The sequence below is a fragment of the Micromonospora chaiyaphumensis genome (assembly GCF_900091435.1).
Lineage (GTDB): Bacteria > Actinomycetota > Actinomycetes > Mycobacteriales > Micromonosporaceae > Micromonospora > Micromonospora chaiyaphumensis.
This window is the reverse complement of sequence record NZ_FMCS01000004.1, coordinates 503,862-528,541: the sequence shown is the minus strand read 5'-3', so window position 1 is coordinate 528,541 and position 24,680 is coordinate 503,862. Positions and strand designations below refer to the sequence as shown.

Genomic DNA, 24,680 nt, shown 5'->3' with positions numbered 1-24,680 from the left:
ACGTCACGTACCGCTCAGGCGTCCGTATTCGTCGGCCTTGTCGAAGACGTCCTGTGCGTAACGGCGTACATCGTTGTAGGAGAGGATGGCGCCCCACCAGTCGCCCGCGATGGTCATGTTCCGGCCGCCCTGGCACAGGTAGCGGCCGGCGGCCAGCGCCGCGTCGTCGATGTCGTGGGGGTTCTTGACGCCGTCGTTGTCGGCGTCCGCGCCGATCTGCTGCCAGGTGCTCGGGATGAACTGCATCGGGCCGAGCGCCTTGTCGTAGACCGGGTCGTGGTCGAGCTGCCCCTGGTCGGTGTCGAGGATCCGGGAGCGGCCGCCCTGCCCGTCCAGCGGGGCGCCGAGGATCTCCGGCGCGGCGACACCGTCGGGCCGCAGGATCGAGTTGTTGTACGACCCGTGGCGGGACTCGACGTAGCCGATCGCGGCCAGCGTGGTCCAGCTCAGCTGGCAGCTGCGGTTGGTCTGGGCCAGGACCAGCTCGGCGTAGCCGTACGCCTGCAGGGCGACGGCCGGGATGCGGGTGGTCGCGCTGACCTTCTGCGCCCAGCCGGCCAGCGCGTCGGCCGGACGCCCGACGACCACCGGGCCGGCGACCGGCCCGGTCGGCGTGCCGACGGGCGTGGCCGTGGCGGTCGGGCCGACGGTGCCGGGCAGCCCGGTCGCGCCGGGATCCAGCGGCCCGCCGGTCGCTCCGGGCACCACACCGGCCTGGGGTACGCCCTGGACCGGGGCGCTCGTGGCGGCGTCGACGGCCACGGGCTGCGGCTTGCGGACCGCCGCGGGCACCAGCAGCGCGCCGGCCGCGGCCGTGGCCGCGACCAGGGCGAGCAGGAAGAGGCCGGGCAGGGTGGTGCGCCCACTGGGACGGCGCGACCAGGCGCGGGTGGCCCGGGCCGCGCCGGCGGCGAGCTGCCGCGGTGGAATCCGCACCGCGTGCGCGAACGGCGCCCGCCGCCGCCGACCGGCCGGCTCTAGCCTTGTGTCGGCCGGCTCCGTCTTCGCGTCGCCCGGCGCCGGGTCGGCCGGCTCCACCTTCGAGGCAGCCGGCTTTGCCGTCGAGTCGGTCGGTTCAACCTTCGGGCCGGTCGTGTCGCGGCGCGGGCGGGGGACGGGGCCGGTGCCGTCGGGCGGCGCGGCCGGTCGCAGGGGTCGAACCGTCGATCGCTGCTCGCCGTCCACCACCCGTCGAGTATCACCCATGACTGCCGGGACGTCAGGTCCGGCCGTACGCTGTCGGCATGCCCCGCTACGACTTCCGCTGCCGCGCCTGCGGCGACACCTTCGAGGTCAACCGCCCGATGGCCGAGGCCGGTCAGCCGGCCTCCTGCCCGCAGGGACACGCCGACACCGTGAAGCTGCTCTCCACCGTCGCGGTCACCGGCCGGGGCGGGTCCGGCCCGGTCGGCGGGGCGTCCGCCCCGGCCGGCGGCGGCTGCTGCGGCGGCGCCTGCGGCTGCTGACCGCCCATCCGCCCTCGGCCCGCCGGTCGATCCGGCTTGCCGCCCGTGTGATCCTTTGGCACCTTGAGTCGGAATCTGCCCGGCCGTTCTCACGATGCGTGACCGCGTGACCATAGGGCAGCATGAAGCCGACGTCACGGGGCGGAGGTTCCACGCATGTCGCCACGGATCCACCTCCCGAGCGGATGGGTGACCTTCGTCTTCACCGACATCGAGGGCTCCACGCGACTGGCCCAGCTGCTCGGTCCGGGCTACCGCCCGGTGCTGCGGGAACACCGCCGGTTGCTGCGCCACACGCTGGCCGGCACCGACGGGGCGGAGCTGTTGACCGAGGGCGACTCGTTCTTCCTCGCCTTCCCGGACGCGGCCGCGGCCATGCACGCCTGCCTCACCGCGCAACGCGCGCTGGCCGGCCACGACTGGCCCACTCCGGAGGCCGCGCCGCGGGTGCGGATGGGGCTGCACACCGGCTACGCCGAACCCCGCGACGGCGAGTACGCCAGCCCCGAGGTGCACCGGGCCGCCCGGGTGGCCGCCGCCGCCCACGGTGGACAGGTGCTCTGCTCGGCCGCGACCGCTCGGCACGCCGATCCGCTGCCCGACGGAGCGTCCCTGTTGGACCTCGGGCTGCACCGGCTGCGCGGCTTCGACGACCGGGAACGGCTGTTCCAGCTCGTCGCGCCCGGTCTGGAGCGGAGCTTCCCGCGGCCGCGTACCGCCGACGCGGTGGCGCACAACCTGCCCACCCAGGTCACCTCGTTCGTCGGCCGCGAGGCCGAACGGGCCGAGCTGCGGCGGCTGGTCGAGGCGTACCGGCTGGTGACCGTGCTGGGCGCGGGCGGGGCCGGCAAGACCCGGCTGGCCGTGGAGCTGGCCTCCGGGGTGGTCGAGGCGTACCCGGACGGGGTGTGGTTCGTCGACGTCGCGGCCGTCACCGACCCGGGGCTGGTCGCGTTCGAGATCGCCGCCGTGCTCGGGCTGCGCCCGGAGCCGGGCCGCCCCATGGTGGACACCCTTGTCGAGTACGCGGCGGCCCGGCGGATGCTGATCGTGCTGGACACCTGCGACGCCCAGCCGGCCGCCTCGGCCGAGGTGATCTCCCGGCTGCTGACCGGTGGCCGAGGCGTGCGGGTGCTCGCCACCAGCCGCGAGTCGTTCGGCGTGCCCGGTGAGGTGGTGTGGCGGATCCCGCCGCTGTCGGTGGACCCGGGCCCGGACGGCGGGGCGAGCGACGCGGTGGCGCTGCTGCTGGACCGCACCACGGCGGCCCGGGGCGGCCGGGCGCCGGAGCCCGCCGAGCAGGCCGACCTGCGCCGGGTGGTCCGCCGGCTGGACGGGCTGCCGCTGGCCATCGAGCTGGCGGCCGCGCGGCTGCGGGTGCTCTCGGCCGGGCAGCTCGCCGAGCGCCTCGACGACATGCTGGGCACGCTGGACGCCGGGCGGGAGGAGCTGGAGCCGCCCGCCGTGGAGGCCGGCTGGACCGGCAACCAGCAGGACACGGTCGACCTGGTGGCCGCCGCGACCGGGGCCGCTCCGGCCACCCCGGCCAGCCGGGCGGTGCAGCGCTCGGCGAACGAGCGGCACCTGACCATGCAGGCCACGGTGACCTGGTCGTACCGGACGCTGGGCGCCCGCTCGGCCCGGCTGTTGCGCTGGCTGGCCGTCTTCGCGGGCCCGGTGGACCTGCCGACCGTGCAGTGGCTGCTCGACGACGACCCGCTCGACCCGCTGTCGGTGCTCGTGGACAAGTCGATGGTGCTGGCCGAGCCGCACGCCTCGGGCAGCACCTACCGGATGCTGGACCCGATCCGGGCGTACGCGGCCCGGCGGCTCATCGAGGCGGGCGAGGAGCAGACCGCCCGGGACCGGCACGTCGCCTGGTCCCGGCACGCCCTGGAGCGCGCCCACCTGGGCCCGGACGGCCGCCCGGTGACCCTCTCCCTGTACGCGCTCGACCCGCTCGCCGGGGAGCTGCGGGCCGCGCTGCGCTGGTGCGCCACCGGCGGCAGCGCCCGGTCCGGGCTGCGGCTGGCCGGCGGGCTCGACCAGTGGTGGCGGGAGCGCGGCCTGGCCCGGGAGGGGCGGCTCTGGCTGTTCCGGCTGTACGGGCGGATCGCCGAGACCGGGGAGGCGATCCCGGAGGCGGAACTGGCGGCGGCGTACCACATGCACTCGTTGCACGCCGGTGCGGACGGCGAGTTCGCCGAGGAGCTGCGCTACTCGCAGCGGGCCGAGGCGGCCGCCCGGCAGGCCGGCGACCTGGGACTGCTCGCCCGGGTGCTGGCGGGCCGGGCCGCGCCGCTGGTCGACATGGGACAGTTCGTCGAGGCGGAACGGGTCTGCCGCGAGGTCATCGACTGGGCGTACGCCCAGGACGTGGTCTCCGACGCCCTGCTCGCCGTCTACAACCTCGCCGAGCTGCTGTGGCGCCGGGGCGCGCTGGACGAGGCGGCCGAGGTGCTCGGCGCGGCCCGCCCGGTGGAGGCGGCCCGCCCGGTCGAGCGGGGCCGGCGCTCGGTGGACATGCTGCTCGGCCTGGTGGCGCTGGCCCGGGGCGACCTGGTGGCCGCGCACGAGCACCTGCTGGTGGCGCTCCGCTCCCGGATGAGCCACGGCTACCTGGGCCGGGCGTGCGACACGGTGAACGCCATCGCGGTGCGCTGCGCCCTGGACGGCGAGCCGGTGACGGCGGCCCGGCTCTTCGGCGCGGCCCAGGCGACCCGGGCGAGCCTGCGCGCCACCCCGGGCATCTACGGCCCCTACTGGCTGGCCCGCCAGGCGGACCTGCGCCGGGCCCTCGGCGACGCCGCGTTCGACACCGCCTACACCACCGGCGCGGCCCTCCGCCTGGAGGAGGCCGCCACCCTGGCTCTGAACCTGAGCCATCCCGACCTGAAGACCCCCGATTCCCCCCGCTTCACGGCCCCCGCCCCGCGCCGCTCCACGGCGAGCTGACCAAGAGGTTCGCGTCGTGATCCGCTCCTCCGGTGACGCGAACCTCTTGATCGACGCGGGGTCAGGGGTCAGTGGCGGGCGGCGGTGCGTTCGGCCTGGGCCTTCATCCGGGCGGCGCGGTCCAGGTCGGCCTGTTGCACGGCGGCAACCGAGCCGAAGACGCTGACCGCCTGGTAGTAGGTCCAGGCGAGGCTGTAGCAGGCGGGTCGCACGACCGTGTTGTAGGTGGCGCAGACCCGCTTCAGGTCCGCGTAGAACGCGCTGTCCAGGCGGGACTTGTTGGCCGGGAAGATGCCCATCGCCTTGTGGTTGCGGTAGCCGAAGTCGTGCCGGTAGCAGGAGAGGCTGAAGTTGAAGCCGAGCGGGTTGTCCGGGCTGGACGAGCAGTAGTCGGTCGACCAGTCGAAGTTGTACTCGGTCCAGGGAGCCCGGTTCAGGCGGGCGGAGTTCCAGGCGGTGTAGCTGCTGGCACTGGTCTGGGTCCAGCTGGAGAGCACGGCGAGCTTCTGTTCGGTGCTCACCGCGGCGGCGGCGGGGGTGGCCACGCCGACGGCGGTGAGCAGGGCGATCGTGCCGGCGGCGAGCAGGGTGGTGAGACGTCGGGACACGGTTACCTCCCCGGGGGTGTGGGGCTAGATGTCGATGATTTTCGATCGGCAGGGGAGCCGGAGGCGATGTCCCGGGCGGCGTGTTGATGACAGGCGTCGAAACAGACGAATGCCTTGCCAGCGCGACCCTCGGCCGTATACTCGTCTACGAGTAATCGGGGACGAGGAGGCGGCGGTGGCGAAGCGACGCCGGGTCGGGAACCTGCTGGCCCTCGCCGTGCTCGCGGCCCTGGTCGAGCGGCCCCGCCACCCCTACGAGATCGCCGCCGTGCTGCGCGCCCGCGGCAAGGACCAGGACATGCCGATCAAGTGGGGTTCGCTCTACACGGTGGTGGCGAACCTGGAGCGGCACGGCCTCGTCGCGGCGGTGGAGAGCGCCCGTCAGGGACGGCGCCCGGAACGCACCGTCTACCGGCTCACCGAGGCGGGGCACGCGGAGCTGGTCGACTGGACGCGGGAGCTCGTCGCCGTCCCGGAGCGGGAGCAACCCCGGTTCGAGGCGGGCCTCTCGGTGCTCGGCGTCCTCGCGCCCGACGAGGCGCTCGACCTGCTGCGGCAGCGCCTCGACCGGCTGAAGGGCCAGCTCGCCGCGCAGCGGGCGGCGCTGGCCGGGCACGCCCGCGAGGTGCCCCGGATCTTCCTCATCGAGGCCGAATACGACCTGGCCGTCCGGGAGGCCGAGGCGACCTGGGTGCGCGGCCTGCTCGACGAGCTGACCACCGGTGCGCTGCCGGGGCTGGCCGAGTGGCGGGCCTGGCACGAGACCGGCGCGGTGCCACCCGAATGGGCGGCCCTGGCCGAGAGGGGGGCCGAGCCACACAGAGACCCGGCGGCCCTGGCCGAGAGGGGGGCCGAGCCACACAGAGACCCGGCGGCCCTGGCGGAAAGGGGGACCGAGCCGCACTGACAGCGGACCCCGGCGGGGGTGCGGGAACACCGCCGCCGGGGTCCTGACCTGCGAACCGAGACCGCGGGAACGGCAACCCGGCCGCAAGGTGGCAACCGCAACGATAACCGGGCTCCCGTCGCCGGGCCGGTTCGTGCCCACACGATCCGAGACCGGAGGAAGAGATGAGCACGAAGGACCTGCACGCGCCCAAGCGCAAGCTGCTGCCCGAGATGGAGGGGCGGACCGCCCGCTGGTACGCCCGGAACCGCGGCTCCGCCGCGCAACTGGCCGAGTACCGGCGGCAGGCCGCCCGGCTGGCCGAGGGGCTGCCCGCCGGGGCGGCCGTGCTGGAGGTGGCGCCCGGCCCCGGCTTCCTGGCGATCGAGCTGGCCCGGCTGGGGGCCTACCGGATCACCGGGCTGGACGTCAGTCACACGTTCGTCGAACTGGCGGGGGAGGCGGCCCGGCGCGCCGGGGTCGAGGTGGCCTTCCGTCAGGGCGATGTGCACGAGCTGCCGTTCCCGGCGGATTCGTTCGACCTGGTGGTCTGCCAGGCCGCGTTCAAGAACTTCGTCCGTCCCGTGCGGGCGCTGGACGAACTGCACCGGGTGCTCCGGCCGGGCGGCCGGGCGGTGATCCACGACCTGCGCGCCGACGTCGCGCCGGCGGACATCGAGCGGGAGGTGGCCCGGATGGGGCTGGGTGGGCTGGACGCGTTCTGGACCCGCTCGGCGCTGCGGATGCTGCGGCGGCGGGCGGTCACCGGCGACGCCTTCGCCCGGCTCGCCGCGGAGAGCGCCTTCGGTGGCGCCGAGGTGGACCGGGACGGGCTGATCGGGCTGGAGGTGCGGCTGCACAAGGCCGCCTGAACGGCGGGACGCCCGGGGCGCGAGGCCCCGGGCGTCCCCTGTCGTGCGGGTCAGCGCACGAAGCGCGGCGGGCTCGCCGGGCTCTCGTTCCAGAGCCGGTCCAGCGCGGTCACGTAGTAGGTGTACCGCGCGCCGGACTCCGCCGTGGTGTCCACCCAGGACTGCACGTCGCCGTCCGCGCGGACGGTGGCGACCAGGTGGGACGCGTCGGCGAAGTCGCAGCGGCCGGCCAGGCCGGCGCCGTCGAACCGGTAGATCGCGTACGAGGTGGCCGTGCCGAACGGGCCCTTGCCGTCGGCCGGCTGCCGCCAGCTCAGCCGCACCCCGTCGGCCTGCCGCTCGGCGCCGGTGACCACCGGGAAGAGCAACGGCTTGGCCGGGAGCTGCGACATGGTCGGCACCAGCGCCGGCCGGGAGTAGTGCTCGGCCGCGTAGATGTCGGTGGCGCCGAGCCGGTTGGCCCGCACCTGCACTGCGGAGAAGTGCACGTTGCCGAGCACCTCCGGGTACGACCGGTTGAGCGTCAGGTGGTTCGACAGCTCCTGCGGGTTCATCCAGAACGAGCCGTACGCCGGGTCACCGCTCTTGTAGTCGGCCTGCCCGATGTAGAGCTGGACGTCGGTGCCCCGCACGGTCTCCGCCCACCACGGCACGAGCCGGGCGTAGTCGGCGGCCGGGTACTGGCCGATGTACCAGTAGAGCTGCGGCACGATGTAGTCGATCCACTCCTCCTTGACCCACTTGCGGGTGTCGGCGGAGATGATGTCGTACGACTGCGAGCCGGTGGTGTCCGAGCCGTTCGGGTCGGCCGACTTGTTGCGCCAGATGCCGAACGGGCTGACCCCGAACTTCACCCACGGCTTCTCCGCCTTGATCTTGGCGTTCATCTCCTGGATCAGCAGGTTGATGTTGTCCCGCCGCCAGTCGGCCTTGTTCGTGAAGCCCCGGTTGTACTGGGCGAAGGTGGCGTCGTCCGGGTACTGGTAGGTGCCGCTCGGGTACGGGTAGAAGTAGTCGTCGAAGTGCACGCCGTCGATGTCGTACTTCTTGACCGCGTCCATCATCGCGGTCTGCACGAACTCGCGGACCTCGGGAATGCCGGGGTTGTAGTAGAGCCGGCTGCCGGCGACCCCCGCCGGCGGGTAGGCGAACACCCAGTCCGGGTGCTGGCGCACCGGGTGGTTCGGGGCGAGCTTCGAGATGTCGGCGCCCGCGCCGCCGGGTGCCGGCATGGAGACCCGGTACGGGTTCATCCAGGCGTGGAACTCCAGGTTGCGCTTGTGCGACTCCTCGACGAGGAAGGCCAGCGGGTCCCAGCCCGGGTTCTGGCCGCGGACCCCGGTCAGGTACTCCGACCAGGGCTCGACCTCCGAGGGCCAGAACGCGTCGGCGGTCGGGCGGACCTGGACCACGACGGCGTTGTGGTTGAGCTTCTGGGCCAGGTCGAGCCAGGCCAGGTATTCGGCCTTCTGCTTGGCGACCTGGTCCGGTGCGGTCCAGGAGTCCTTGCTGGGCCAGTCGATGTTCGTCACCGAGGCGATCCACATGGCCCGGAACTGCCGCTTCGGGACGGCCGGGTCGGTGACGCAGGTGGTCGCGGTGGAGTCGGTCGCCGTGTTGCTCTCCGCGGCGCTCGCGGGGGTGCCGGCGACGAGCGCGCCGAGCAGCGCCACGGCCAGCCCGGCGGCTCCGAGCCGAGTTGCCTTCATGCGGTGCGGTCCCTTCGTTGGGGCTCACGGGTGCGATGTCGGGTGGCGGCGGACGGGCGGCGCATCCGGCAAGATTCGCCGCACAGTAACTGTCCCCGGTAGAAAACTTTCATCAATCCGGACAGGGCGCAAGACCTGCGGACGGATCGATGGGCAGGTGGGGCCGAACGTCCGAGGGTGAGTCGGGCCACACCCCGATCCGTGACCTGTCCGACACCGCCCGTACCGGATTAGCGGGTCAGGGGCCTGGGTAGCTTGCCCGGTCACGGACCGCCACCGTGGTGGTCGCACGGTGGGAGGTGATCATGTCCGTCCTACGGACGAAACCGATCCGGGACGTGCTCGCCCAGGGTGCGGCCGACGGCGAGGACGGCCGGCCCGGACTGCGTCGCCGCCTCGGCGCGATCGACCTCATGGGCTTCGGCATCGGCATCGTGATCGGCACCGGCATCTTCACGCTGACCGGGATCGAGGCGAAGAATCACGCCGGCCCGGGCGTGGTGATCTCGTTCGCGATCGCCGGCGTGGTCGCGCTGCTCGCCGCGCTCTGCTACGCGGAGCTGGCGTCCAGCGTGCCGACCGCCGGCAGCGCCTACACCTACGCGTACGCGACCATGGGCGAGATCGTCGCCTGGATCATCGGCTGGGACCTGCTGCTGGAGTTCGCGCTCGGCTCGGCGGTGGTGGCCCGCGGCTGGTCCGGCTACCTCGCCGAACTCTTCGACCTGCCCAGCGCCTGGTTCGCCGAGGAGGGCAGCGTCGTCAACCTCGGCGCGATCGCCATCGTGCTGATCCTCGGCGCCATCGGCATCGTCGGCATCCGCGAGTCCGCCCGGGTGACCAACCTGCTGGTCCTCGTGAAGGTCGCCATCTGCGTCTTCATCGTGGTCGCCGGGCTGTTCTTCGTGAAGGCCGCCAACCTCAGCCCGTTCATCCCGACCACCGAGCCGGCCGGGGGCGGCGAGGACGGCATCCGGCAACCGGTCACCCAGGCCCTCTTCGGGCTCGAGCCGTCCGTCTTCGGCTTCGCCGGGGTGCTGACCGCCGCCGCGGTGGTGTTCTTCGCGTACACCGGGTTCGAGGCCGTGGCGAACCTCGGCGAGGAGACCCGCAAGCCCCGGCGCGACCTGCCGCTGGGCCTGCTCGGCACGCTGGGCGTCTCCACGGTGCTGTACATCGGCGTCTCGCTGGTCCTGGTCGGCATGGTGCGCTACACCGACATCGACGAGGGCGCCCCGATCGCCTCCGCCTTCGAGGCGGTCGGCGCCAACTGGGCCGCCGTCCTGGTCTCCATCGCCGCCGTCGCCGGCCTGACCAGCGTGATCCTGGTCGATCTGGTGGCCATGGGCCGGATCGGCTTCGCCATCGGCCGGGACGGGCTCATCCCGCCCTCGATCGCCAAGGTCCACCCGCGCTGGGGCACGCCGTACCGGATCTCGGCGATCATGACGATCGGCGTCGCCCTGCTGGCCGGCTTCCTGCCGCTCTCCGCGCTGGCCGACCTGGTCAGCATCGGCGCGCTCTGCGCGTTCGTGCTGGTCTCGGTCGCGGTGCCGATCCTGCGCCGGCGGCGCCCCGAGCTGGAGCGGCCGTTCAAGGTGCCGTTCTCGCCGGTGCTGCCGATCGTGTCCGCGCTGGCCTGCCTCTACCTGATGTTGAACCTGTCGGTGGAGACCTGGATCCGGTTCCTCGCCTGGATGTTGCTCGGCGCGCTCATCTACTTCGGCTACGGCCACCGGAAGAACCGCCTGGCCCGCGGCGAGGCGGCCACGGAGGAACCGGCACCCGCCGCCCGCTGACCCCGCGCGCGGAAGGGCCCCGGAGAAGGGGCCCTTCCGCGCGTTCAGGGGCGGGGCCGGGGCTCCGCCGTCGGGCCCTTCACGACCGGCCGGCCGTCGGTCCAGACCACCTCGTCGAGCCAGACCTGGCGGCCCGGGTCGGTGCTGCCCTCCTGGCCGGGCGGCCAGGCGTGGTACAGCAGCCAGGTGCGGCCGTCCTTCTCGACCATCGACGCGTGGCCCGGGCCGGAGGCCACCGCGTTCGACTTCAGGATCGGGTTCTCCCCGGCCTTCACGCACGGCCCCGTGGGGCTCTCGCAGACCGCGTAGCCCTCGGCGTAGGTGTCCCGGTCGTAGGCGTTGGCGGCGAAGAAGAGCAGCAGCTTCCCGTCGTGCCGGTGGAAGAACGGCCCCTCGATCAGCGTGCCCTCCCAGGGCTCGGTCTGCTTGAGCAGCTTCGCCGGCGAGCCGACCAGCCGGAGCCCGTCGGGCGAGAGGCGCTGCGACCAGAGCCAGGTGTCCACCCCGATGGCGTTCCCGTCGTTCTTCCAGAGCAGCCAGAGGCTCCCGTCGGCGTCCCGGTACGGGCTGGCGTCGATCGAGCCGCCCAGCTCCGCCTGGCAGACCAGCGGCCCCTCCGTGTCGTCCCGGTACGGCCCGAGCGGGGTGCTCGCCACCGCCCGGCCGAGGCACTGCCGGCCGGAGTCACGGTCGGCCACCGTGTAGTAGAGGGCGAACCGGTCCGGGGCGAGCTGGATGACCTCCGGCGCCCAGGTCTTCCCGGCGTCGGCCCAGGCCGGCAGCTCCGGCAGGGCGTCGCCGGCCTCGGTCCACTCGACCAGGTCGGGCGAGGTGAGCACGGGGACGTTCCGGCCACCGGAGTTGGTGTGGAACAGGTACCAGGTGTCGCCGACCCGGATCGCCTGCGGGTCGGGGGCATCGGTCCGGATGACCGGGTTGGTGTACACGGGTGCGCCCTCCGGCGTACTCGACGGGGTTTCTCCGCTGCCGCAACCGGCGACGAGCAGCGCGGCGGCCAGGGCCGCCGCGCCGCGTCGCCACGTCCGCCGGTCGGTCATCCCTTCAGACCGCTGCGCGACACGCCCTGGATGATGTGCCGCTGGGCGAGCACGAAGAGGATCAGCACGGGCACGCTGGCCAGCACCGCCCCCGCCATGATCACCGGGTAGTCGGTCACGTAGGCGCCCTGGAGCAGGCCCAGGCCCGCCGGCAGGGTCAGCCGCTCGGGGCTGAACAGCACGTAGACCGGCCACAGGAAGTCGTTCCAGTTGGTGAGGAACGACAGGACCGCCAGGGTGGCCAGCGCCGGCTTCGACAGCGGCAGCAGCACCCGGGAGAAGACCTGCCAGTGGTTCGCCCCGTCCAGCACCGCCGCCTCCTCCAGCTCGGCCGGGATGGAGAGGAAGAACTGGCGCAGGAAGAAGACCCCGAACGCGCTCGCCGCGCCCGGCACGACGATCACCGTGAGGGTGTCGATCCAGCCCAGCCGGTCGGCGATCACGAAGTTCGGGATGATCAGCGAGGTGGGCGGCAGGAACAGCGTCCCGACGATCAGCGCGAAGCTCAGCTTCCGGCCCCGGAACCGCAGCCGGGCCAGGGCGTACGCGGCCATCGACGCGGTCACCAGCACCAGCAGCGTGTGCAGGCTGGCGGCCAGCATGCTGTTGAGGAACCAGCGCAGCACCGGGTTGGCGGTGTTGCCGAGGATCTGGTCGTAGCCGTAGGTGGAGAACGGGTTCGGCAGCCAGCTCGGCGGGTCCTGCTGCGCGTCGTCGTAGGTCTTCAGGGAGGTCAGGGCCATCCAGACCAGCGGGGTCACGAAGACCGCGGTGATCAGGACCAGCGCGGTGTAGCGCGCCACCCGACGCACGTTCGTCATGGTCGCCCCCTCAGTCTTCCCGGTAGCGGAACAGCCGGAAGTTGACGATGCTGACGACCGCCAGCAGCAGCGCGAAGAGCACGCTCATCGCGGACGCCTGGCCGACGTCGTAGTTGCGCAGGCCCTCGTCGACGATCCGCCAGACCACGGTCCGGGTCTGCTCGCCCGGTGCCCCCTGCGTGATGAGGAAGGACTGCCCGAAGACGTTCGCCGAGGCGAGGATCGTCGTGGTGAGCACGAAGAGCAGCACCGGGCGCAGCCCGGGCAGGGTGACGTGGCGGAACCGGTCCCAGGCGCTCGCGCCGTCGACCTTCGCCGCCTCGTACAGCTCGGCCGGGATGTCCTGAAGGCCGGCCAGGTAGATCACCGCGTTGAAGCCGCAGGTCCACCAGACCGTCACGCCGACCAGGGAGACCCAGGCCCATGGCACGTCGGTCACCCAGGGGGTGTCCGCGGGCAGCCCGACCGCGCCGAGCAGCCGGTTGATCAGGCCGAGGTTCGCGTCGAGCAGGAAGCGCCAGAGCAGGCCGATCACCGCGACACCGAGCACGTACGGGGCGAAGAAGGCGGCCCGGAAGAACGTCCGGCCGGGGAACTTCTCGTTCAGCAGCAGGGCCAGGCCCAGCGGGACGACCACCAGCAGCGGCACCGACAGCACGGTGAAGATCGCGGTCGCCCGGACACTGGACCACCAGTCCGCGTAGTCCGCCGAGTCGCTGGAGAACAGGTCGCGGTAGTTCTCCAGCCCGATGAACGGCCGGTTCGGCAGCTGGAGGTCCCACTGGTGCAGGCTGATCCAGACGCCGAACACGATCGGTGCCAGCCCGAAGACCAGGAAGAGAACCAGGTACGGCGCGAGGAAGAGGTAGGGCGTCGCCCGGTGCCCCCGTTCCGTCGCGCCCCGGCGGCGGGCGCGGCCCGCCGGGGGCGGCGCGTCGTCACGCGCCGCCCCGACCTCGATCACGTCCGCCACGGCGGATCAGCTCCCGTACTTCTTGCGGTTGTCCTCGAGCTGCTTGTTCGCCTTGGTCACCCCGTCGTCCAGCGCCTGCTTCGGCGACTTCTTGCCGAGCGCCGCCTCGTTGAACGAGTTGTAGAACGTGGTCATGACCTCACCGAGGCCCGGCGCGGCCGGCGGGAAGGCGGCGTACTCCAGCTCCGGGGCGAGCGCGCTGATCTCCGGCAGGGCCTTGAACTCGGCGCCCTCCCGGACCTCCTTGCGGGCCGGGATCTGGCCACCCTTGGCCCAGTCGAGCGAGTGCTGGCTGAGCCAGTTGATGAAGACCTTCGCCCCGGAGACCTTGTTGTTGTCGGCGCTGCGCTGCTTGACGATCGTGAAGTTGTGCGAGTTCGCCCAGGTGGCCTTCTGGCTGCCGAGCTGCGGCAACGGGGCGACGCCCCACTGCACCGACGGGCTCTTCTTCAGGTCGTTGATCTGCCAGATGCCGTTGAAGTTGAAGGCGTTCTTGCCGCTCTTGAGCGCCAGGTAGTCGGCGTCCTGGCCCACGTTGGCGGGGGAGAAGCCCTGCTTGATCATGTCAACCAGCCAGGTGCACGCCTCGACGGCCGGGTCCGAGTTGAAGGTCGCCTTCGCCACCTCGGCGTCGAAGAGCGTCCCGCCCCACTGGTGCAGCAGGCTGTAGAAGGTCATGCCGCCGGTGAACTGGAACGGGCTGACCCAGAAGCCCTGCACGCCGGCCTTCTTCAGCTCGGTCAGCGCCGCCGTGTACTCGTCCCTGGTCGTCGGCGGCTTGTTCGGGTCCAGGCCGCCCTTCTGCATGACGGCCTTGTTGTAGTAGAAGCCCATCGGGTGCATGTCCAGCGGGATGCCGTACCGCTTGTCGTGGTAGATGCCGCCCTTCCACACCGTCGGGGCGAAGTCACCCTCGCTCAGGCCCAGGGCCTTGGCCACGTCGTCCAGCTCGGTGATGACGCCGCGGGCCGCGAAGGTGGCGAGCTGGTCCATGTGCATGACCGCGATGTCCGGGCCGTTGCCGCTGGTGACCGCGCCGGGCAGCTTGCTGTAGTAGTCCTGCCACTCGTACGTGATGACGCTCACGGCGATGTTCTGGTGCTCGCTGTTGAACTGCTCGACCAGCTTCTTGAAGATGTCGCCGTCGCCGCCGGTGAAACCGTTCCAGAGCTTCAGGTCGACCTTCGGGCCGGTGTAGTCCTTGCCGCCGTTGCCGGCCGCGGTGGACCCGTTGGTGCTGCTGCCACCGCCGCAGCCGGCCAGCGTCAGCGTGGCCGCCGCGCCGAGCCCGACGCCGAGGCCGAGCAGGCGGCGCCGGCTCATCTCGTTCTGGATCATGCTTACTCCTTGGGGGACGGGATGCAGTATTGCCTGGTCACGGCTGAGGCGCGAAGCGCAGCAGGTTCCAGGAGCAGGCGGGCAGCGCCACGGAGCACCGGCCGCCGTCGAGGGTGGGGGTGGTGACCTCCCGAGGCGTCACCCGGTCGGGCTCCGCCTCGGTGTTCGTGGCGGCCGGGTCGGCGCCGGCCGCGAGGGTGGTGTGGGTTTCAAAGGAGAGTCGTGGCAGGCCGCGCAGGTCGAGCTGAAGCGCGAGGTCCGCGTCGCCCCGGTTGACGGCGAAGACGGCCAGCCCGCCGGTCTCCTCGTCGTGCACGGCCACGGTGTCCAGCACGGGAACCTCGCCGTACCGCTTCGTCTCGTACGTCGGGCCGACCGGCTCGGTGCGCAGCACCGTGCCCCGCGCGTGGCGGGCGGTGAGGGCGAACGGGTGGAAGATGCTCTGCCGCCAGGCCGGCCCGCCGTTCCGGGTGCGGATCGGCGCGATCACGTTGGCGAGCTGCGCCTGGCAGGCCACCCCGACCCGGTCGGCGTGCCGGAGCAGGGTGATCAGCAGGTCGCCGACGACCACCGCGTCGACGGCGTTGTAGTCGTCCTCGATGAGGGCCGGCGCCTCGACCCAGCCGCGCCGGTCCAGGTCGGCCTGGAGGCGGGACTGGTACCAGACGTTCCACTCGTCGAAGGAGATCTTCAGCTTGCGCCTGTGCCGCTGCTTGGCGGCCACGTGGTCGGCGGTGGCGACCACCTCGCGGATGAAGTTGTCCATGTCCACGGCCGAGGCCAGGATGCTGGCCCGGTCGCCGTCGGACGGGTCGTAGTAGGTGTGGGCCGAGATGTAGTCCACGTGCTCGTAGGTGTGCTCCAGCACGGTCGCCTCCCAGGAGGCGAAGGTCGGCATCCCCCGGTTGGAGCTGCCGCAGGCGACCAGGCTGATCGAGGGGTCGATCATCTTCATGGCGCGGGCGGTCTCGGCGGCGAGCCGGCCGTACTCGTCGGCCGTCTTGTGGCCCACCTGCCACGGCCCGTCCAGCTCGTTGCCGAGGCACCAGAGCCGGACCCCGTACGGATCCTCGGCGCCGTGCTTGCGGCGCAGGTCGGACAGCTGGGTGCCGCCCGGGTGGTTGGCGTACTCCAGCAGGTCGCAGGCCTCCTGGACACCACGGGTGCCGAGGTTGACCGCCATCATGGGCTCGACACCGGCCTCGGCCGCCCAGGTCATGAACTCGTCCAGGCCGAACGCGTTGGTCTCGATGGTCTTCCAGGCCAGGTCGAGCCGCCGGGGACGGTCGCCGACCGGGCCCACGCCGTCCTCCCAGCGGTAGCCGGAGACGAAGTTGCCGCCCGGGTAGCGGACCACGGAGACGCCCAGCTCGCGGGTCAGCTCCAGCACGTCACGCCGGAAGCCGCGCGCGTCGGCGTTCGGGTGGCCGGGCTCGTAGACGCCGCCGTAGACGCAGCGACCCATGTGCTCGACGAACGAACCGAAGAGGCGACGGTCGGCCGCGCCGATGGTGAAGGTCGGGTCGATCGTCAGCTGCGCGTTCCGCACGGGTGCCACCCTTTCCTCGGTGCTGTTCCGGGTGACCTCGGTCACCGGTGTCCCTGGTTTGTACAACGTTGTAAGCAACGATGTAAAGGGGTCGTTACGTCGTCGTGACGCGGTAGAGTGCGGCCCAGCAGTCACCCGGGAGGAAGTTCAGTGCGGCACAGGCTCAAGGACGTCGCGGAACGGGCCGGCGTGTCGGTGAAGACCGTCTCCAACGTGGTGAACGGCTACCAGCACGTCCGCGCGGACACGCGCGCCCGGGTCGAGGCGGCCATCGCCGAGCTCAACTACCGCCCCAACCTCTCGGCCCGCAACCTGCGCAAGGGGCGCACGGGCGTGATCGCCCTGGCCGTGCCGGAGCTGGACATCCCCTACTTCGCCGAGCTGGCCCGGCACGTGGTCACCGCCGCCGCCGAGCACGGCTGGACGGTGCTCATCGACCAGACCGGCGGCGGCCCGGAGCAGGAACGCAAGGCGGCCAGCGGCATCGCCGACCACATGATCGACGGCCTGATCTTCAGCCCGCTCGCGCTCACCGCCGACGACCTCGCGGGCCTCGACGGCATGCCCATGGTGCTGCTCGGCGAGCGGGTCGACCACGGCCCCGCCGACCACGTCGTGGTCGACAACGTGGCCGCCGCCCGGGAGATCACCGCCCACCTGGTCGGGCTCGGCCGCCGCCGGATCGCCGCGATCGGCTCGCAGCGCACGCCCGAGGGCGCCAGCGCCCGGCTCCGCCTGGCCGGCTACACCGCCGCGCTGGCCGACGCCGGCATCGCCTACGACGAGCACCTGGTGGCGCCCGCGCCGGCCTGGCACCGCGCGGACGGCGCGGCCGCCATGCGGCACCTGCTGACCACCGGCGTACGCCCCGACGCCGTCTTCTGCTTCAACGACACCCTGGCCCTCGGCGCGCTGCGCGCCCTGCACGAGGCCGGCCTGCGGGTGCCCGACGACGTCGCGGTGGCCGGCTTCGACGACATCGAGGACGGCCGCTTCTCCATCCCCACCCTGAGCACGGTCGCCCCCGACAAGGAGCGCATCGCCCGCCTGGCGGTAGAACTCCTGGCCAACCGCCTGACCGCCGACCCGGAAACCCCACCCCGGGAACTGGTCGCCCCCCACCGCCTGGCCCTCCGCGAGTCCGCCCCATCACGTCGATCATGAGGTTAACGGCGAAGTTGATCTCCTGGGGTGCCGCCAACCTCATGATCGACGGCGCGACCCGTGAGGGTCAGTCGAAGAAGCGGGCCAGGTGGGATCTCGACGGTTGTGCGGCGTCGGGTGGGAGGGGGGTCAGGTCGGCGAAGATCGAGGCGCCGTCGCAGCCCACGTGCAGCGGATACCAGCGCGGGGTGCCGGGCGGGCGCTGACCGCAGATGCCCTTGAAGGTCTGCACGTCCAGCAGGCGCACGTGGGTGGGGTCGGCCACCGCGTTCACGTGCCGCCACCAGGGGCTCATCACGTGCAGCACGCCGCCCGGGCGCAGCACCCGGTGGCACTCGTCGAGCAGAGGCAGGAAGTCGATGAGGTGCTCCAGGATGTGCACGGCGAAGAGCACGTCCACCGAGTCGTCCGCCAGCGGCAGCGAGGCGGACAGGTCGGCCACCGCGTTCACCCCGGGCGCCGGGTAGATGTCCAGGCCCAGGTTTCCCGGCCACTGCTTGGTCGCTCCGCAACCCAGGTCGACCACCACGGGCGCCCGGCCGCCGACGCTCACCCGGCACCACACGCCCAGCACCCCGTCGAGCCGGCCCACCAGGTCCCGGACCAGCCGCAACTGGGCCGGGTCGGCGACCGCGCCGTCGAGGTGGGCGACGCCCCGGTCGAAGCGCACGTCCACGGTCAGCCCGCGCAGCCGCTCGTCGTGGCGGGCCTGATCGGCCCACGCCTCGGCGAGGAAGCCGTCGACCTCCCGCAGCCGCTCGCCCGAGAGTGCGGATTGCCCCACCGCCACCATGCGCCCACCTCCCGGGCGGCGCGATACCCGCATCCCCGCCCGATATGCCTGCCCCGCCCGGATCGGGGCGCCGCCGACCGTGTGGCGGTCAGCCGGCGATGGTGCGGCGGGCGCTGCGGGAGCCGCGCATCCGCTGGCGGGGCTGCGGCGCGGCCGCCTTCGGCCGTTTCAGGTGGTAGCGGTGCAACTCGTTGTTGCCGGGCAGGGACGGGTCCTCGCTCATCGCGACCAGTTCCCACCCCTGGTCGCCGGCCCGGTTCAGGTGGGCCAGCGCGGTGTCGCCGTACGGCGTGACGTCGATCATGGAGCCGTCCGGGCCGTACCAGATGAAGACGACCTCCCACCCGATGTCGGTGGTGGCGGCCTGGCGGCGGCGGACCAGCAGCGCGTACTCCCACTTGAGCATGGGGTCATTCTCACCCCGCGCGACCGGGTCGGCACGGATCAATCCTCGGCGATCCGTCCGTCCGCCACGCGCAGCCGCCGGTTGACGCTCACCGCGTCCAGCATCCGCCGGTCGTGGGTCACCAGGAGCAGGGTTCCCGGGTAGCCGGCCAGGGCCGATTCGAGCTGCTCGATCGCCGGCAGGTCCAGGTGGTTGGTCGGCTCGTCGAGCACCAGCAGGTTCACCCCGCGCCCCTGGAGCAGGGCCAGCGCGGCCCGGGTGCGCTCGCCGGGGGAGAGGGTGGCCGCCGGCCGCAGCACGTGGTCGGCCCGGAGGCCGAACTTGGCCAGCAGCGTCCGCACGTCCGCGGGGTTCAGCTCGGGTACGGCGGCGCCGAACGCGTCCAGCAGGGGCTGGTCGCCGAGGAAGAGCCCCCGGGCCTGGTCCACCTCGCCCACCACCACGCCCGGGCCGAGCGCGGCGTGTCCCTCGTCGAGCGGCAGCCGGCCGAGCAGCGCGGCCAGCAGCGTGCTCTTGCCGGAGCCGTTCGCCCCGGTGATCGCCACCCGGTCGGCCCAGTCGATCTGGAGGTTCACCGGGCCGATTGTGAAGTCGCCGCGGCGGACCACGGCGCCCCGGAGCGCGGCCACGACGGCGCCGGCGCGGGGCGCGGCGGCGATCTCCATCCGCAGCTCCCACTCCTTGCGCGGCTCCTCGACCACCTCCAGCCGCTCGATCAACCGCTCGGTCTGCCGGGCCTTGGCGGCCTGCTTCTCGCTGGCCTCGGAGCGGAACTTGCGGCCGATCTTGTCGTTGTCGGTGGCCTTGCGGCGGGCGTTCTTCACGCCCTTCTCCATCCACGACCGCTGCGTCCGGGCCCGCGCCTCCAGCTGGGCCCGGGTGCCGGCGTACTCCTCGTACTCCTCGCGGGCGTGCCGGCGGGCCACCTCGCGCTCCTCCAGGTAGGCCGCGTAGCCGCCGCCGAAGTGGTTGACCTGGCCTTGGTGCAGGTCCAGTTCCACCACCCGGGTGACCGTGCGGGTGAGGAACTCCCGGTCGTGGCTGACCAGCACCGTGCCGGCCCGCAGTCCGGTGACGAAGCGTTCCAGCCGGTCCAGGCCGGCCAGGTCCAGGTCGTTGGTGGGCTCGTCGAGCAGGAAGACGTCGTACCGGCTCAGCAGGAGGGAGGCCAGCCCGGCCCGGGCCGCCTGACCACCGGAGAGGCCCGTCATCGGGTGGTCCAGGTCGACGTGGAGACCCAGTTCGGCGGCGACCTGCTCGGCCCGCTCGTCCAGGTCCGCACCGCCCAGGTCCAGCCAGCGCTCCAGCGCCGTGCCGTACGCGTCGTCCGCGCCCGCCGCCCCGGCGGTCAGCGCCTCGGTGGCGGTGTCCAGCGCCGCCTGCGCCGCGGTCACCCCGGTGCGCCGGGCCAGGAAGCCGCGGACCGTCTCGCCCGGCCGGCGCTCCGGCTCCTGCGGCAGGTAGCCGACGGTGGCGGTGGGCGGGTTCAACGCCACCGACCCCTGCTCCAGCGGCTGGAGCCCGGCGAGGGTACGCAGCAGCGTGGACTTGCCGGCACCGTTCACCCCGACCAGCCCGACCACGTCGCCCGGGGCGACCACCAGGTCGAGGTCGGTGAAGAGGAGGCGGTCGCCGTGCCCGGCGGTGAGGTCCTTGGCGATCAACGTGGCACTCATGAGGAGATCGAGCCTACCGGCGCGCGGAATCGATCGACCCGCGCTCGGCGCCCGGCCGCCGTGAGGGAGACTCACAGCCGTGGAGACCACTCTGGCGATCGACTGCGGGGGCGGCGGGATCAAGGCCTCCGTGCTGGACGCGGCGGGGACCATGCGGGCCCGGCCGCTGCGGGTCCCCACCCCGTACCCCCTGCCGCCCGCCCTCTTCGTCAAGACGCTGCTGGACCTCGGCGGCCGGCTGCCCCCGGCGGACCGGCTCACCGTCGGGATGCCCGGCATGATCCGGCACGGCGTGGTGGTGGCCACCCCGCACTACGTGACCCGCTCCGGCCCGCGCAGCCGGGTCGACCCCGACCTGGTCGCCGAGTGGTCCGGGTACGACGCGCGCAGCGCCCTGGCCGACGCGTTCGGCATCCCGGCGCTGGTCCTCAACGACGCCGAGGTGCACGGCGCGGGCGTGGTCGCCGGGACCGGTTGCGAGCTGGTGCTGACCCTCGGCACCGGGCTCGGCAGCGCGCTCTTCGACGGCGGGGTGCTCGCCCCGCACCTGGAGCTGTCGCACGCCCCGGTGCGCTGGAACACCACCTATGACACGTACGTCGGGGAGCCGGAACGGCGGCGCCTCGGCGACGCGTTCTGGTCCCGGCGGATCCGCCAGGTGGTCGACGGCCTGCGGCCGGTCTTCCGCTGGGATCGGCTCTATCTGGGCGGCGGCAACTCCCGCCTCATCCGGCCGGACCAGCTGACCCGGATGGGCGACGATGTCGTGGTCGTCCCGAACACAGCCGGAATCGTCGGTGGTGTCCGGGCCTGGGAGCTGGTCGGGGACCGGTACGACCCGACCTCCTGAGCACGATCTTCGGCGAAGGAACACTCGCGGTACGGCTGGTGTTGTGCCAGCGTCGGAGAAAGGGCTGGCGCGACACGAGGAGGTGGGTCGAGTGGATCTTCTGGCGGAGTACCGGCGGGCGACCATGTTCTTCGAAGCGGGTGACCCGACCGGAGCGGCCCGGCTGCTCGAACCGATCGTCGAGGCCGAGCCCGGCAACTCCTCGGTGCGGCAGCTGCTGGCCCGGGCGTACTTCCAGTCGGCCCAGCTCAACCGGGCCGAGGAGCAGTTGCGCGAGCTGGTCGACCGGGACCCGAGCGACCACTACGCGCACCACGTGCTCGGCCGGACGCTGGAGCGGATGAACCGCCCCGCCGACGCGCTGCGGCACCTGCGGATCGCCGCGGCCATGTACTCGACCAACGCCGACTACACCGCGGCGCTGCGCCGGGTGGAGGGCAAGGTCGGCGGCCGCTGACGGTTGACTGCGAAGGGCAGCCCCGCGGGGCTGCCCTTCGGTGTACCTACGATGGTCGGGTGAAGCTCAAGCTCGATCTCCACGAGATCTACAACAAGGGCTACGAGATCGACCGTGCCCTGCGGGACATCATGAACGAGGCCGTGGCGAAGAAGGCCAGCATGGTGGAGATCATTCCGGGGAAGGGCTCCGGCCAGCTGAAGAAGAAGGTGCTGCGCTTCCTCGACCAGAAGGACGTCAAGCAGCTCTATCACCGGGTCGAGAAGGACTCGAAGAACTTCGGCCGCCTCTTCGTCCACTTCCGCTGGAAGTGAGTTCCGGGTCTACATGCGGGCCTGGCGGCGGCCGGCGATCGTTCCGGCGGCAAGCGTGCTCGCCATGACTGCCGCGAGAACAAGGATCGCGGTGATGGAGATGTCTACTGGCCACCCCGCTTGTCTGGAACCGAGCAGATAGGTGGCCTGTGCCAAGGCCGGCGCCAGGAGAAGCACCGAGGCGACGATGGGCATCCGTGCATCGACCGGCGCGGTGATGACGGCCAGTGCGGCGAACGCGCACAGGGACATCAGTGGTGCGTCCAACCAGCCGTTGATCGGGCTCGGCGCCAGAGCGACGACTGCCAGTGCCCCGAGGACGGGCCAGGCCCACGGTCGGGCCACGGGCGTTCGGGGTGCGCGGAGCAGTCGCAGCAACGCCAGCGAAGCCAGCAGCGCTGGCCAGAACTGGGGAAGCATCGCGTCCTGGAGGTCATAAACCGACGAGAACCAGGCCGAGAGGTCCCACCCGTTTGCCGACGCATGTTGCGCGGCCACGGTCAAGATCGCCGCAGCGAATGCCAGCCGGTAGCTACCCCACGCCGCAGCGAAGAGCGCGATGGTCAGCAGCGCCGGAATGACGATGAACCACCATGCGCCGGGGTTGTACGGGCCCTCCGACAGCATCGTCACCAAGACCCCGAGCGGGCCTCCGGCCCGCTGCGTCAAGCCGTACACGAGCAGGGACAGCGCGGACAGCCGCAGCGCGGAGTATCCCAGCGCCGATCGCGAGCCGAGACGGTCGACACCGGTGCGGGCGCGCAGCCCTCCGACCACGAGCGACGCCGCCTCCCGAAGGCTCGGCCGCCGGGGGTCGTCAGCCGTGGCGAGCAGGGTTTCGAGCATCTCGTCCGCGCGATACTGCCGGTAGGCGCGGGGGTAGGCCCGCAGCAGCCACCGGTAACGGCGCTCCAGCTCGGTCATGCCGGCACCACCCGGCCCGCGGCCATCGGGCGGACGGAGCGGTTGCGAACGACGCTCGCCGCCGCAGCCATCCGCTCCGCCTCCGCGGTCAGCGCGGACATGCCTCGCTGGGTCAGCTCATAGGTGCGGCGGGCGCGACCGTTGACCACCGCTTCCTCGGCCACCCGCACCATCTCCTCACCGGTGAGCCGGTCCAGAGCGGCGTAGAGGGTGCCCGTGGTGAGGCGTACGCGCCCGTCGGACAACTCCTGCGCCCGTTTGACGATCGCGTAGCCGTGCAGGGGTTCGTCCTGCAACGCGGCCAGGATGAAATAGGTGGGTTCGCGCATCGACGCGGAGGACCTAGTCATGTCGTCAACATAAGCAGATGATCGACGTATCGGTCAAGATCCCCGAGCCGGGACCCCTGCCGGCTCACTCCGGTGGTGAGCCGGCATGTTGATGCGGGTCAGTACGTGACGGGGATGCTGGTCATTGGAGATGTGAACCATGTTCTCCCGGCTGACCGGGGTCCTGGAGAGCGCGACGGTGATCTTCGTACGCTGCGGTGGCACCGCCAGCACGGCCGCACCGTCCCGGAACGCGACCCGCTGGCCGATCGTGTGCGAACGAAGTCGTCGAACTCCGCTCCGCGCGAATCCCTCATCCGACCTCCCGGCCTCGTCACCCAGCAAGACCCGGGTCGGCCCGTGAGGTTTACCGGCCCGGCAGGGTCGTCTGAAGCCGGCGGGCTCCGGCCGCGGGAAGTGGACCCGGAAAGGCCGATTCGCCCGGATAATTGCCGGAAAGGCAGTGCCCCGGGGCGGCGGGAGGCCGGGCATGACGACCGGAGGCAGCAGCGAGCTGGTGCGCCCGCCGGGAGGCTCGACCCGCGCCACCCTGCTGGAGCTGCTCTTCGACGTCGTCTTCGTGGCGGCGCTGGCCCTGGTCTCGATGCTGATCGCGGACCGGCCCTCGTGGCGCGGCGTCGCGCCGGTCCTGATCATGCTGATGGCGGTCTGGTGGACCTGGTCGATCACCTCGACGACCACCGACTTCTACGACCCGGACCAGCTACCCATCCAGGCCATCCTCATGGTGACCATGTTCGGCGCCGTGGTGACGGCGGCGGCGCTGGCCGTCGACTCGCACGCGCTGGTCTTCGCGGTCGGCTACGTGACGCCGCACCTGGTGCGCGGGGCGGTGCTGGTGACCGTGCTGCACCCGCGCCAGCGCACGGCCGAGCAGCGGGCCGCCCGCTTCCTTTTCTGGTTCGTGGTCTCCGGCTTCTTCTGGATCGGCGGGGCGCTGCTGCCGGACGGGTGGCCGGTGGTGCTCTGGGCCGTCGCCGTGACGATCGACTACGTCTCGGCCGGCGCGCGCTACCCGACGCCCGGTCTCGGCCGGGTGCCGCTCGGCCAGTACGAGAAGACGACCGAGCACCTGGGCGAGCGCTACCAGCAGTTCGTCATCCTGGCGCTCGGCGACGTCATCCTGGTGCCGACCCTGGAGATCAGCCGCTCCGACTTCACGCTGGCCCGGTCGGCCGCCTTCGTGACCGCCTTCGCCACCATGCTGCTGCTCTGGCAGATCTACGTCCTGGGTGCCGGTCAGATCGTGCGGACCAGCGCCCCGCGGGTGCTCCGGCGGGCGACCCGGCTGGCGCCGTACACCCACCTGGTCATGCTGGCCGGCATCGTCTGCACCGCCGCCGCGTTCGACCTGGTCGTCGAGCGGCCTACCGGCGACACGCCGGGGCGGTGGATCGCCTTGATCCTCGGCGGGCCGGCTCTGTTCCTGCTCGGTCGCACCCTGTTCACCTATCGGATCGTCGGCGTGGTCCCGTGGCATCGGGTGTTCTGGCTTCTCGTCCTGCTGGCGGCGATGCCATGGGTGGGCGAGTGGCCCCCGGTGCTGGTCACCACCCTCGTCGTGCTGATGCTGGCGGGGGTGGTGACCGGCGACGCCATGGGCGGGCGCTTGATCCGTCCCCTGCTGCGGGGGCGGCCCGGCTGATCTTGCTCAGCCGAGCGGTGAGTCTTCATCACCCAGTTAGTTGCTCCGAGTAACTGGTTGTCCGGCG

The 24,680-nt window shown here is 72.2% G+C and carries 23 protein-coding genes; 10 read left to right on the top strand and 13 right to left on the bottom strand.

Going from position 1 to position 24,680, the window contains the following annotated elements; translation table 11 throughout:
* Positions 1 to 3: 3 nt before the first annotated feature.
* Positions 4 to 1,188, bottom strand: a complete 1,185-nt coding sequence (locus GA0070214_RS14500; RefSeq protein WP_091262985.1) for a lytic transglycosylase domain-containing protein — start codon at positions 1,186 to 1,188, stop codon at positions 4 to 6.
* Between the two features lie 56 nt (positions 1,189 to 1,244).
* Between GA0070214_RS14500 and GA0070214_RS14495 the strand changes: the two genes are divergently transcribed.
* Together GA0070214_RS14495 and GA0070214_RS14490 are read left to right on the top strand one after the other, a co-directional pair.
* Positions 1,245 to 1,466 carry an FmdB family zinc ribbon protein gene (locus GA0070214_RS14495; protein ID WP_091262983.1) on the top strand — a complete coding sequence of 74 codons (222 nt, stop codon included), beginning with the start codon at positions 1,245 to 1,247 and terminating at the stop codon, positions 1,464 to 1,466.
* 156 nt (positions 1,467 to 1,622) lie between these two features.
* Complete coding sequence (locus tag GA0070214_RS14490; protein ID WP_091262981.1) at positions 1,623 to 4,421, top strand: ATP-binding protein; 2,799 nt, start codon at positions 1,623 to 1,625, stop codon at positions 4,419 to 4,421.
* 68 nt (positions 4,422 to 4,489) lie between these two features.
* Here the strand turns inward: GA0070214_RS14490 and GA0070214_RS14485 are convergent, their stop codons facing one another.
* A complete protein-coding gene (locus tag GA0070214_RS14485; RefSeq protein WP_091262980.1) occupies positions 4,490 to 5,029 on the bottom strand; it encodes a phospholipase in 540 nt (179 codons plus the stop codon).
* A gap of 175 nt (positions 5,030 to 5,204) precedes the next feature.
* On the opposite strand from GA0070214_RS14485, the gene GA0070214_RS14480 reads away from it, so the two are divergent.
* Both GA0070214_RS14480 and GA0070214_RS14475 read left to right on the top strand, forming a co-directional pair.
* The gene (locus GA0070214_RS14480) at positions 5,205 to 5,936 is read left to right on the top strand and encodes a PadR family transcriptional regulator (protein ID WP_091262977.1); all 732 of its coding nucleotides are present in this window, start codon (positions 5,205 to 5,207) and stop codon (positions 5,934 to 5,936) included.
* A 164-nt stretch (positions 5,937 to 6,100) separates the two neighbouring features.
* A complete protein-coding gene (locus GA0070214_RS14475; protein ID WP_208602757.1) occupies positions 6,101 to 6,787 on the top strand; it encodes a class I SAM-dependent methyltransferase in 687 nt (228 codons plus the stop codon).
* 50 nt (positions 6,788 to 6,837) lie between these two features.
* Here GA0070214_RS14475 and GA0070214_RS14470 read toward each other — a convergent pair whose 3' ends face one another.
* On the bottom strand, positions 6,838 to 8,496 hold the full coding sequence (locus tag GA0070214_RS14470; protein WP_091262974.1) for a glycoside hydrolase family 10-like protein: 1,659 nt from the start codon (positions 8,494 to 8,496) through the stop codon (positions 6,838 to 6,840).
* A 305-nt stretch (positions 8,497 to 8,801) separates the two neighbouring features.
* Here GA0070214_RS14470 and GA0070214_RS14465 point away from each other — a divergent pair, with 305 nt between their 5' ends.
* The gene (locus GA0070214_RS14465; protein WP_091263136.1) at positions 8,802 to 10,295 is read left to right on the top strand and encodes an amino acid permease; all 1,494 of its coding nucleotides are present in this window, start codon (positions 8,802 to 8,804) and stop codon (positions 10,293 to 10,295) included.
* 44 nt (positions 10,296 to 10,339) lie between these two features.
* Here the strand turns inward: GA0070214_RS14465 and GA0070214_RS14460 are convergent, their stop codons facing one another.
* From GA0070214_RS14460 to arfA, 5 genes are read right to left on the bottom strand one after another with little or no spacing between them, the layout of a single operon-like run.
* Positions 10,340 to 11,353, bottom strand: coding sequence for a glycoside hydrolase family 43 protein (locus GA0070214_RS14460; RefSeq protein ID WP_091262971.1), 1,014 nt, complete (start codon positions 11,351 to 11,353; stop codon positions 10,340 to 10,342).
* The gene (locus tag GA0070214_RS14455; RefSeq protein WP_091262970.1) at positions 11,350 to 12,174 is read right to left on the bottom strand and encodes a carbohydrate ABC transporter permease; all 825 of its coding nucleotides are present in this window, start codon (positions 12,172 to 12,174) and stop codon (positions 11,350 to 11,352) included. Before GA0070214_RS14455 ends, GA0070214_RS14460 begins: the two co-directional genes overlap by 4 nt.
* A gap of 10 nt (positions 12,175 to 12,184) precedes the next feature.
* Positions 12,185 to 13,147 (bottom strand): carbohydrate ABC transporter permease, encoded by a 963-nt coding sequence (locus GA0070214_RS14450; protein ID WP_091262968.1) that lies wholly within the window; start codon positions 13,145 to 13,147, stop codon positions 12,185 to 12,187.
* A gap of 6 nt (positions 13,148 to 13,153) precedes the next feature.
* Complete coding sequence (locus GA0070214_RS14445) at positions 13,154 to 14,485, bottom strand: ABC transporter substrate-binding protein (protein ID WP_091262966.1); 1,332 nt, start codon at positions 14,483 to 14,485, stop codon at positions 13,154 to 13,156.
* Between the two features lie 37 nt (positions 14,486 to 14,522).
* A complete protein-coding gene (gene arfA, locus GA0070214_RS14440) occupies positions 14,523 to 16,034 on the bottom strand; it encodes an arabinosylfuranosidase ArfA (RefSeq protein ID WP_091263134.1) in 1,512 nt (503 codons plus the stop codon).
* Positions 16,035 to 16,184: 150 nt separating this feature from the next.
* On the opposite strand from arfA, the gene GA0070214_RS14435 reads away from it, so the two are divergent.
* The gene (locus tag GA0070214_RS14435; RefSeq protein WP_091262964.1) at positions 16,185 to 17,198 is read left to right on the top strand and encodes a LacI family DNA-binding transcriptional regulator; all 1,014 of its coding nucleotides are present in this window, start codon (positions 16,185 to 16,187) and stop codon (positions 17,196 to 17,198) included.
* Between the two features lie 67 nt (positions 17,199 to 17,265).
* Here GA0070214_RS14435 and GA0070214_RS14430 read toward each other — a convergent pair whose 3' ends face one another.
* The 3 genes from GA0070214_RS14430 to GA0070214_RS14420 form a co-directional block, all read right to left on the bottom strand.
* Positions 17,266 to 17,991, bottom strand: coding sequence for a methyltransferase domain-containing protein (locus tag GA0070214_RS14430; RefSeq protein WP_091262962.1), 726 nt, complete (start codon positions 17,989 to 17,991; stop codon positions 17,266 to 17,268).
* Between the two features lie 88 nt (positions 17,992 to 18,079).
* A complete protein-coding gene (locus GA0070214_RS14425) occupies positions 18,080 to 18,397 on the bottom strand; it encodes a hypothetical protein (RefSeq protein WP_091262960.1) in 318 nt (105 codons plus the stop codon).
* A gap of 38 nt (positions 18,398 to 18,435) precedes the next feature.
* Complete coding sequence (locus GA0070214_RS14420) at positions 18,436 to 20,073, bottom strand: ABC-F family ATP-binding cassette domain-containing protein (RefSeq protein WP_091262958.1); 1,638 nt, start codon at positions 20,071 to 20,073, stop codon at positions 18,436 to 18,438.
* Between the two features lie 79 nt (positions 20,074 to 20,152).
* Here GA0070214_RS14420 and GA0070214_RS14415 point away from each other — a divergent pair, with 79 nt between their 5' ends.
* The 3 genes from GA0070214_RS14415 to GA0070214_RS14405 all read left to right on the top strand — a co-directional run bounded on the left by GA0070214_RS14415 (position 20,153) and on the right by GA0070214_RS14405 (position 21,694).
* Entirely contained in the window at positions 20,153 to 20,923 is a 771-nt protein-coding gene (locus GA0070214_RS14415; protein WP_091262956.1) for an ROK family protein, read from the top strand.
* Between the two features lie 91 nt (positions 20,924 to 21,014).
* The gene (locus GA0070214_RS14410; RefSeq protein WP_091262954.1) at positions 21,015 to 21,380 is read left to right on the top strand and encodes a tetratricopeptide repeat protein; all 366 of its coding nucleotides are present in this window, start codon (positions 21,015 to 21,017) and stop codon (positions 21,378 to 21,380) included.
* Between the two features lie 59 nt (positions 21,381 to 21,439).
* On the top strand, positions 21,440 to 21,694 hold the full coding sequence (locus tag GA0070214_RS14405; protein WP_091262953.1) for a Smr/MutS family protein: 255 nt from the start codon (positions 21,440 to 21,442) through the stop codon (positions 21,692 to 21,694).
* Between the two features lie 9 nt (positions 21,695 to 21,703).
* Here GA0070214_RS14405 and GA0070214_RS14400 read toward each other — a convergent pair whose 3' ends face one another.
* Both GA0070214_RS14400 and GA0070214_RS14395 read right to left on the bottom strand, forming a co-directional pair.
* The gene (locus tag GA0070214_RS14400) at positions 21,704 to 22,618 is read right to left on the bottom strand and encodes a hypothetical protein (protein ID WP_091262951.1); all 915 of its coding nucleotides are present in this window, start codon (positions 22,616 to 22,618) and stop codon (positions 21,704 to 21,706) included.
* The gene (locus tag GA0070214_RS14395) at positions 22,615 to 22,968 is read right to left on the bottom strand and encodes a PadR family transcriptional regulator (RefSeq protein WP_091262949.1); all 354 of its coding nucleotides are present in this window, start codon (positions 22,966 to 22,968) and stop codon (positions 22,615 to 22,617) included. The genes GA0070214_RS14400 and GA0070214_RS14395 overlap by 4 nt, the downstream gene beginning before the upstream one ends.
* A gap of 469 nt (positions 22,969 to 23,437) precedes the next feature.
* On the opposite strand from GA0070214_RS14395, the gene GA0070214_RS14390 reads away from it, so the two are divergent.
* The gene (locus tag GA0070214_RS14390) at positions 23,438 to 24,613 is read left to right on the top strand and encodes a low temperature requirement protein A (RefSeq protein ID WP_091262946.1); all 1,176 of its coding nucleotides are present in this window, start codon (positions 23,438 to 23,440) and stop codon (positions 24,611 to 24,613) included.
* Positions 24,614 to 24,680: the final 67 nt, after the last annotated feature.

Coding starts and splice junctions, on each gene's coding strand:
- GA0070214_RS14425 (WP_091262960.1), bottom strand. CDS start 18,397: ATGCTCAAGTGGGAGTACGCGCTGCTGGTCCGCCGCCGCCAGGCCGCC.
- GA0070214_RS14395 (WP_091262949.1), bottom strand. CDS start 22,968: ATGACTAGGTCCTCCGCGTCGATGCGCGAACCCACCTATTTCATCCTG.
- GA0070214_RS14490 (WP_091262981.1), top strand. CDS start 1,623: ATGTCGCCACGGATCCACCTCCCGAGCGGATGGGTGACCTTCGTCTTC.
- GA0070214_RS14420 (WP_091262958.1), bottom strand. CDS start 20,073: ATGAGTGCCACGTTGATCGCCAAGGACCTCACCGCCGGGCACGGCGAC.
- GA0070214_RS14390 (WP_091262946.1), top strand. CDS start 23,438: ATGACGACCGGAGGCAGCAGCGAGCTGGTGCGCCCGCCGGGAGGCTCG.
- GA0070214_RS14465 (WP_091263136.1), top strand. CDS start 8,802: ATGTCCGTCCTACGGACGAAACCGATCCGGGACGTGCTCGCCCAGGGT.
- GA0070214_RS14460 (WP_091262971.1), bottom strand. CDS start 11,353: ATGACCGACCGGCGGACGTGGCGACGCGGCGCGGCGGCCCTGGCCGCC.
- GA0070214_RS14445 (WP_091262966.1), bottom strand. CDS start 14,485: ATGATCCAGAACGAGATGAGCCGGCGCCGCCTGCTCGGCCTCGGCGTC.
- GA0070214_RS14470 (WP_091262974.1), bottom strand. CDS start 8,496: ATGAAGGCAACTCGGCTCGGAGCCGCCGGGCTGGCCGTGGCGCTGCTC.
- GA0070214_RS14455 (WP_091262970.1), bottom strand. CDS start 12,174: ATGACGAACGTGCGTCGGGTGGCGCGCTACACCGCGCTGGTCCTGATC.
- GA0070214_RS14400 (WP_091262951.1), bottom strand. CDS start 22,618: ATGACCGAGCTGGAGCGCCGTTACCGGTGGCTGCTGCGGGCCTACCCC.
- GA0070214_RS14475 (WP_208602757.1), top strand. CDS start 6,101: ATGAGCACGAAGGACCTGCACGCGCCCAAGCGCAAGCTGCTGCCCGAG.
- GA0070214_RS14430 (WP_091262962.1), bottom strand. CDS start 17,991: ATGGTGGCGGTGGGGCAATCCGCACTCTCGGGCGAGCGGCTGCGGGAG.
- GA0070214_RS14495 (WP_091262983.1), top strand. CDS start 1,245: ATGCCCCGCTACGACTTCCGCTGCCGCGCCTGCGGCGACACCTTCGAG.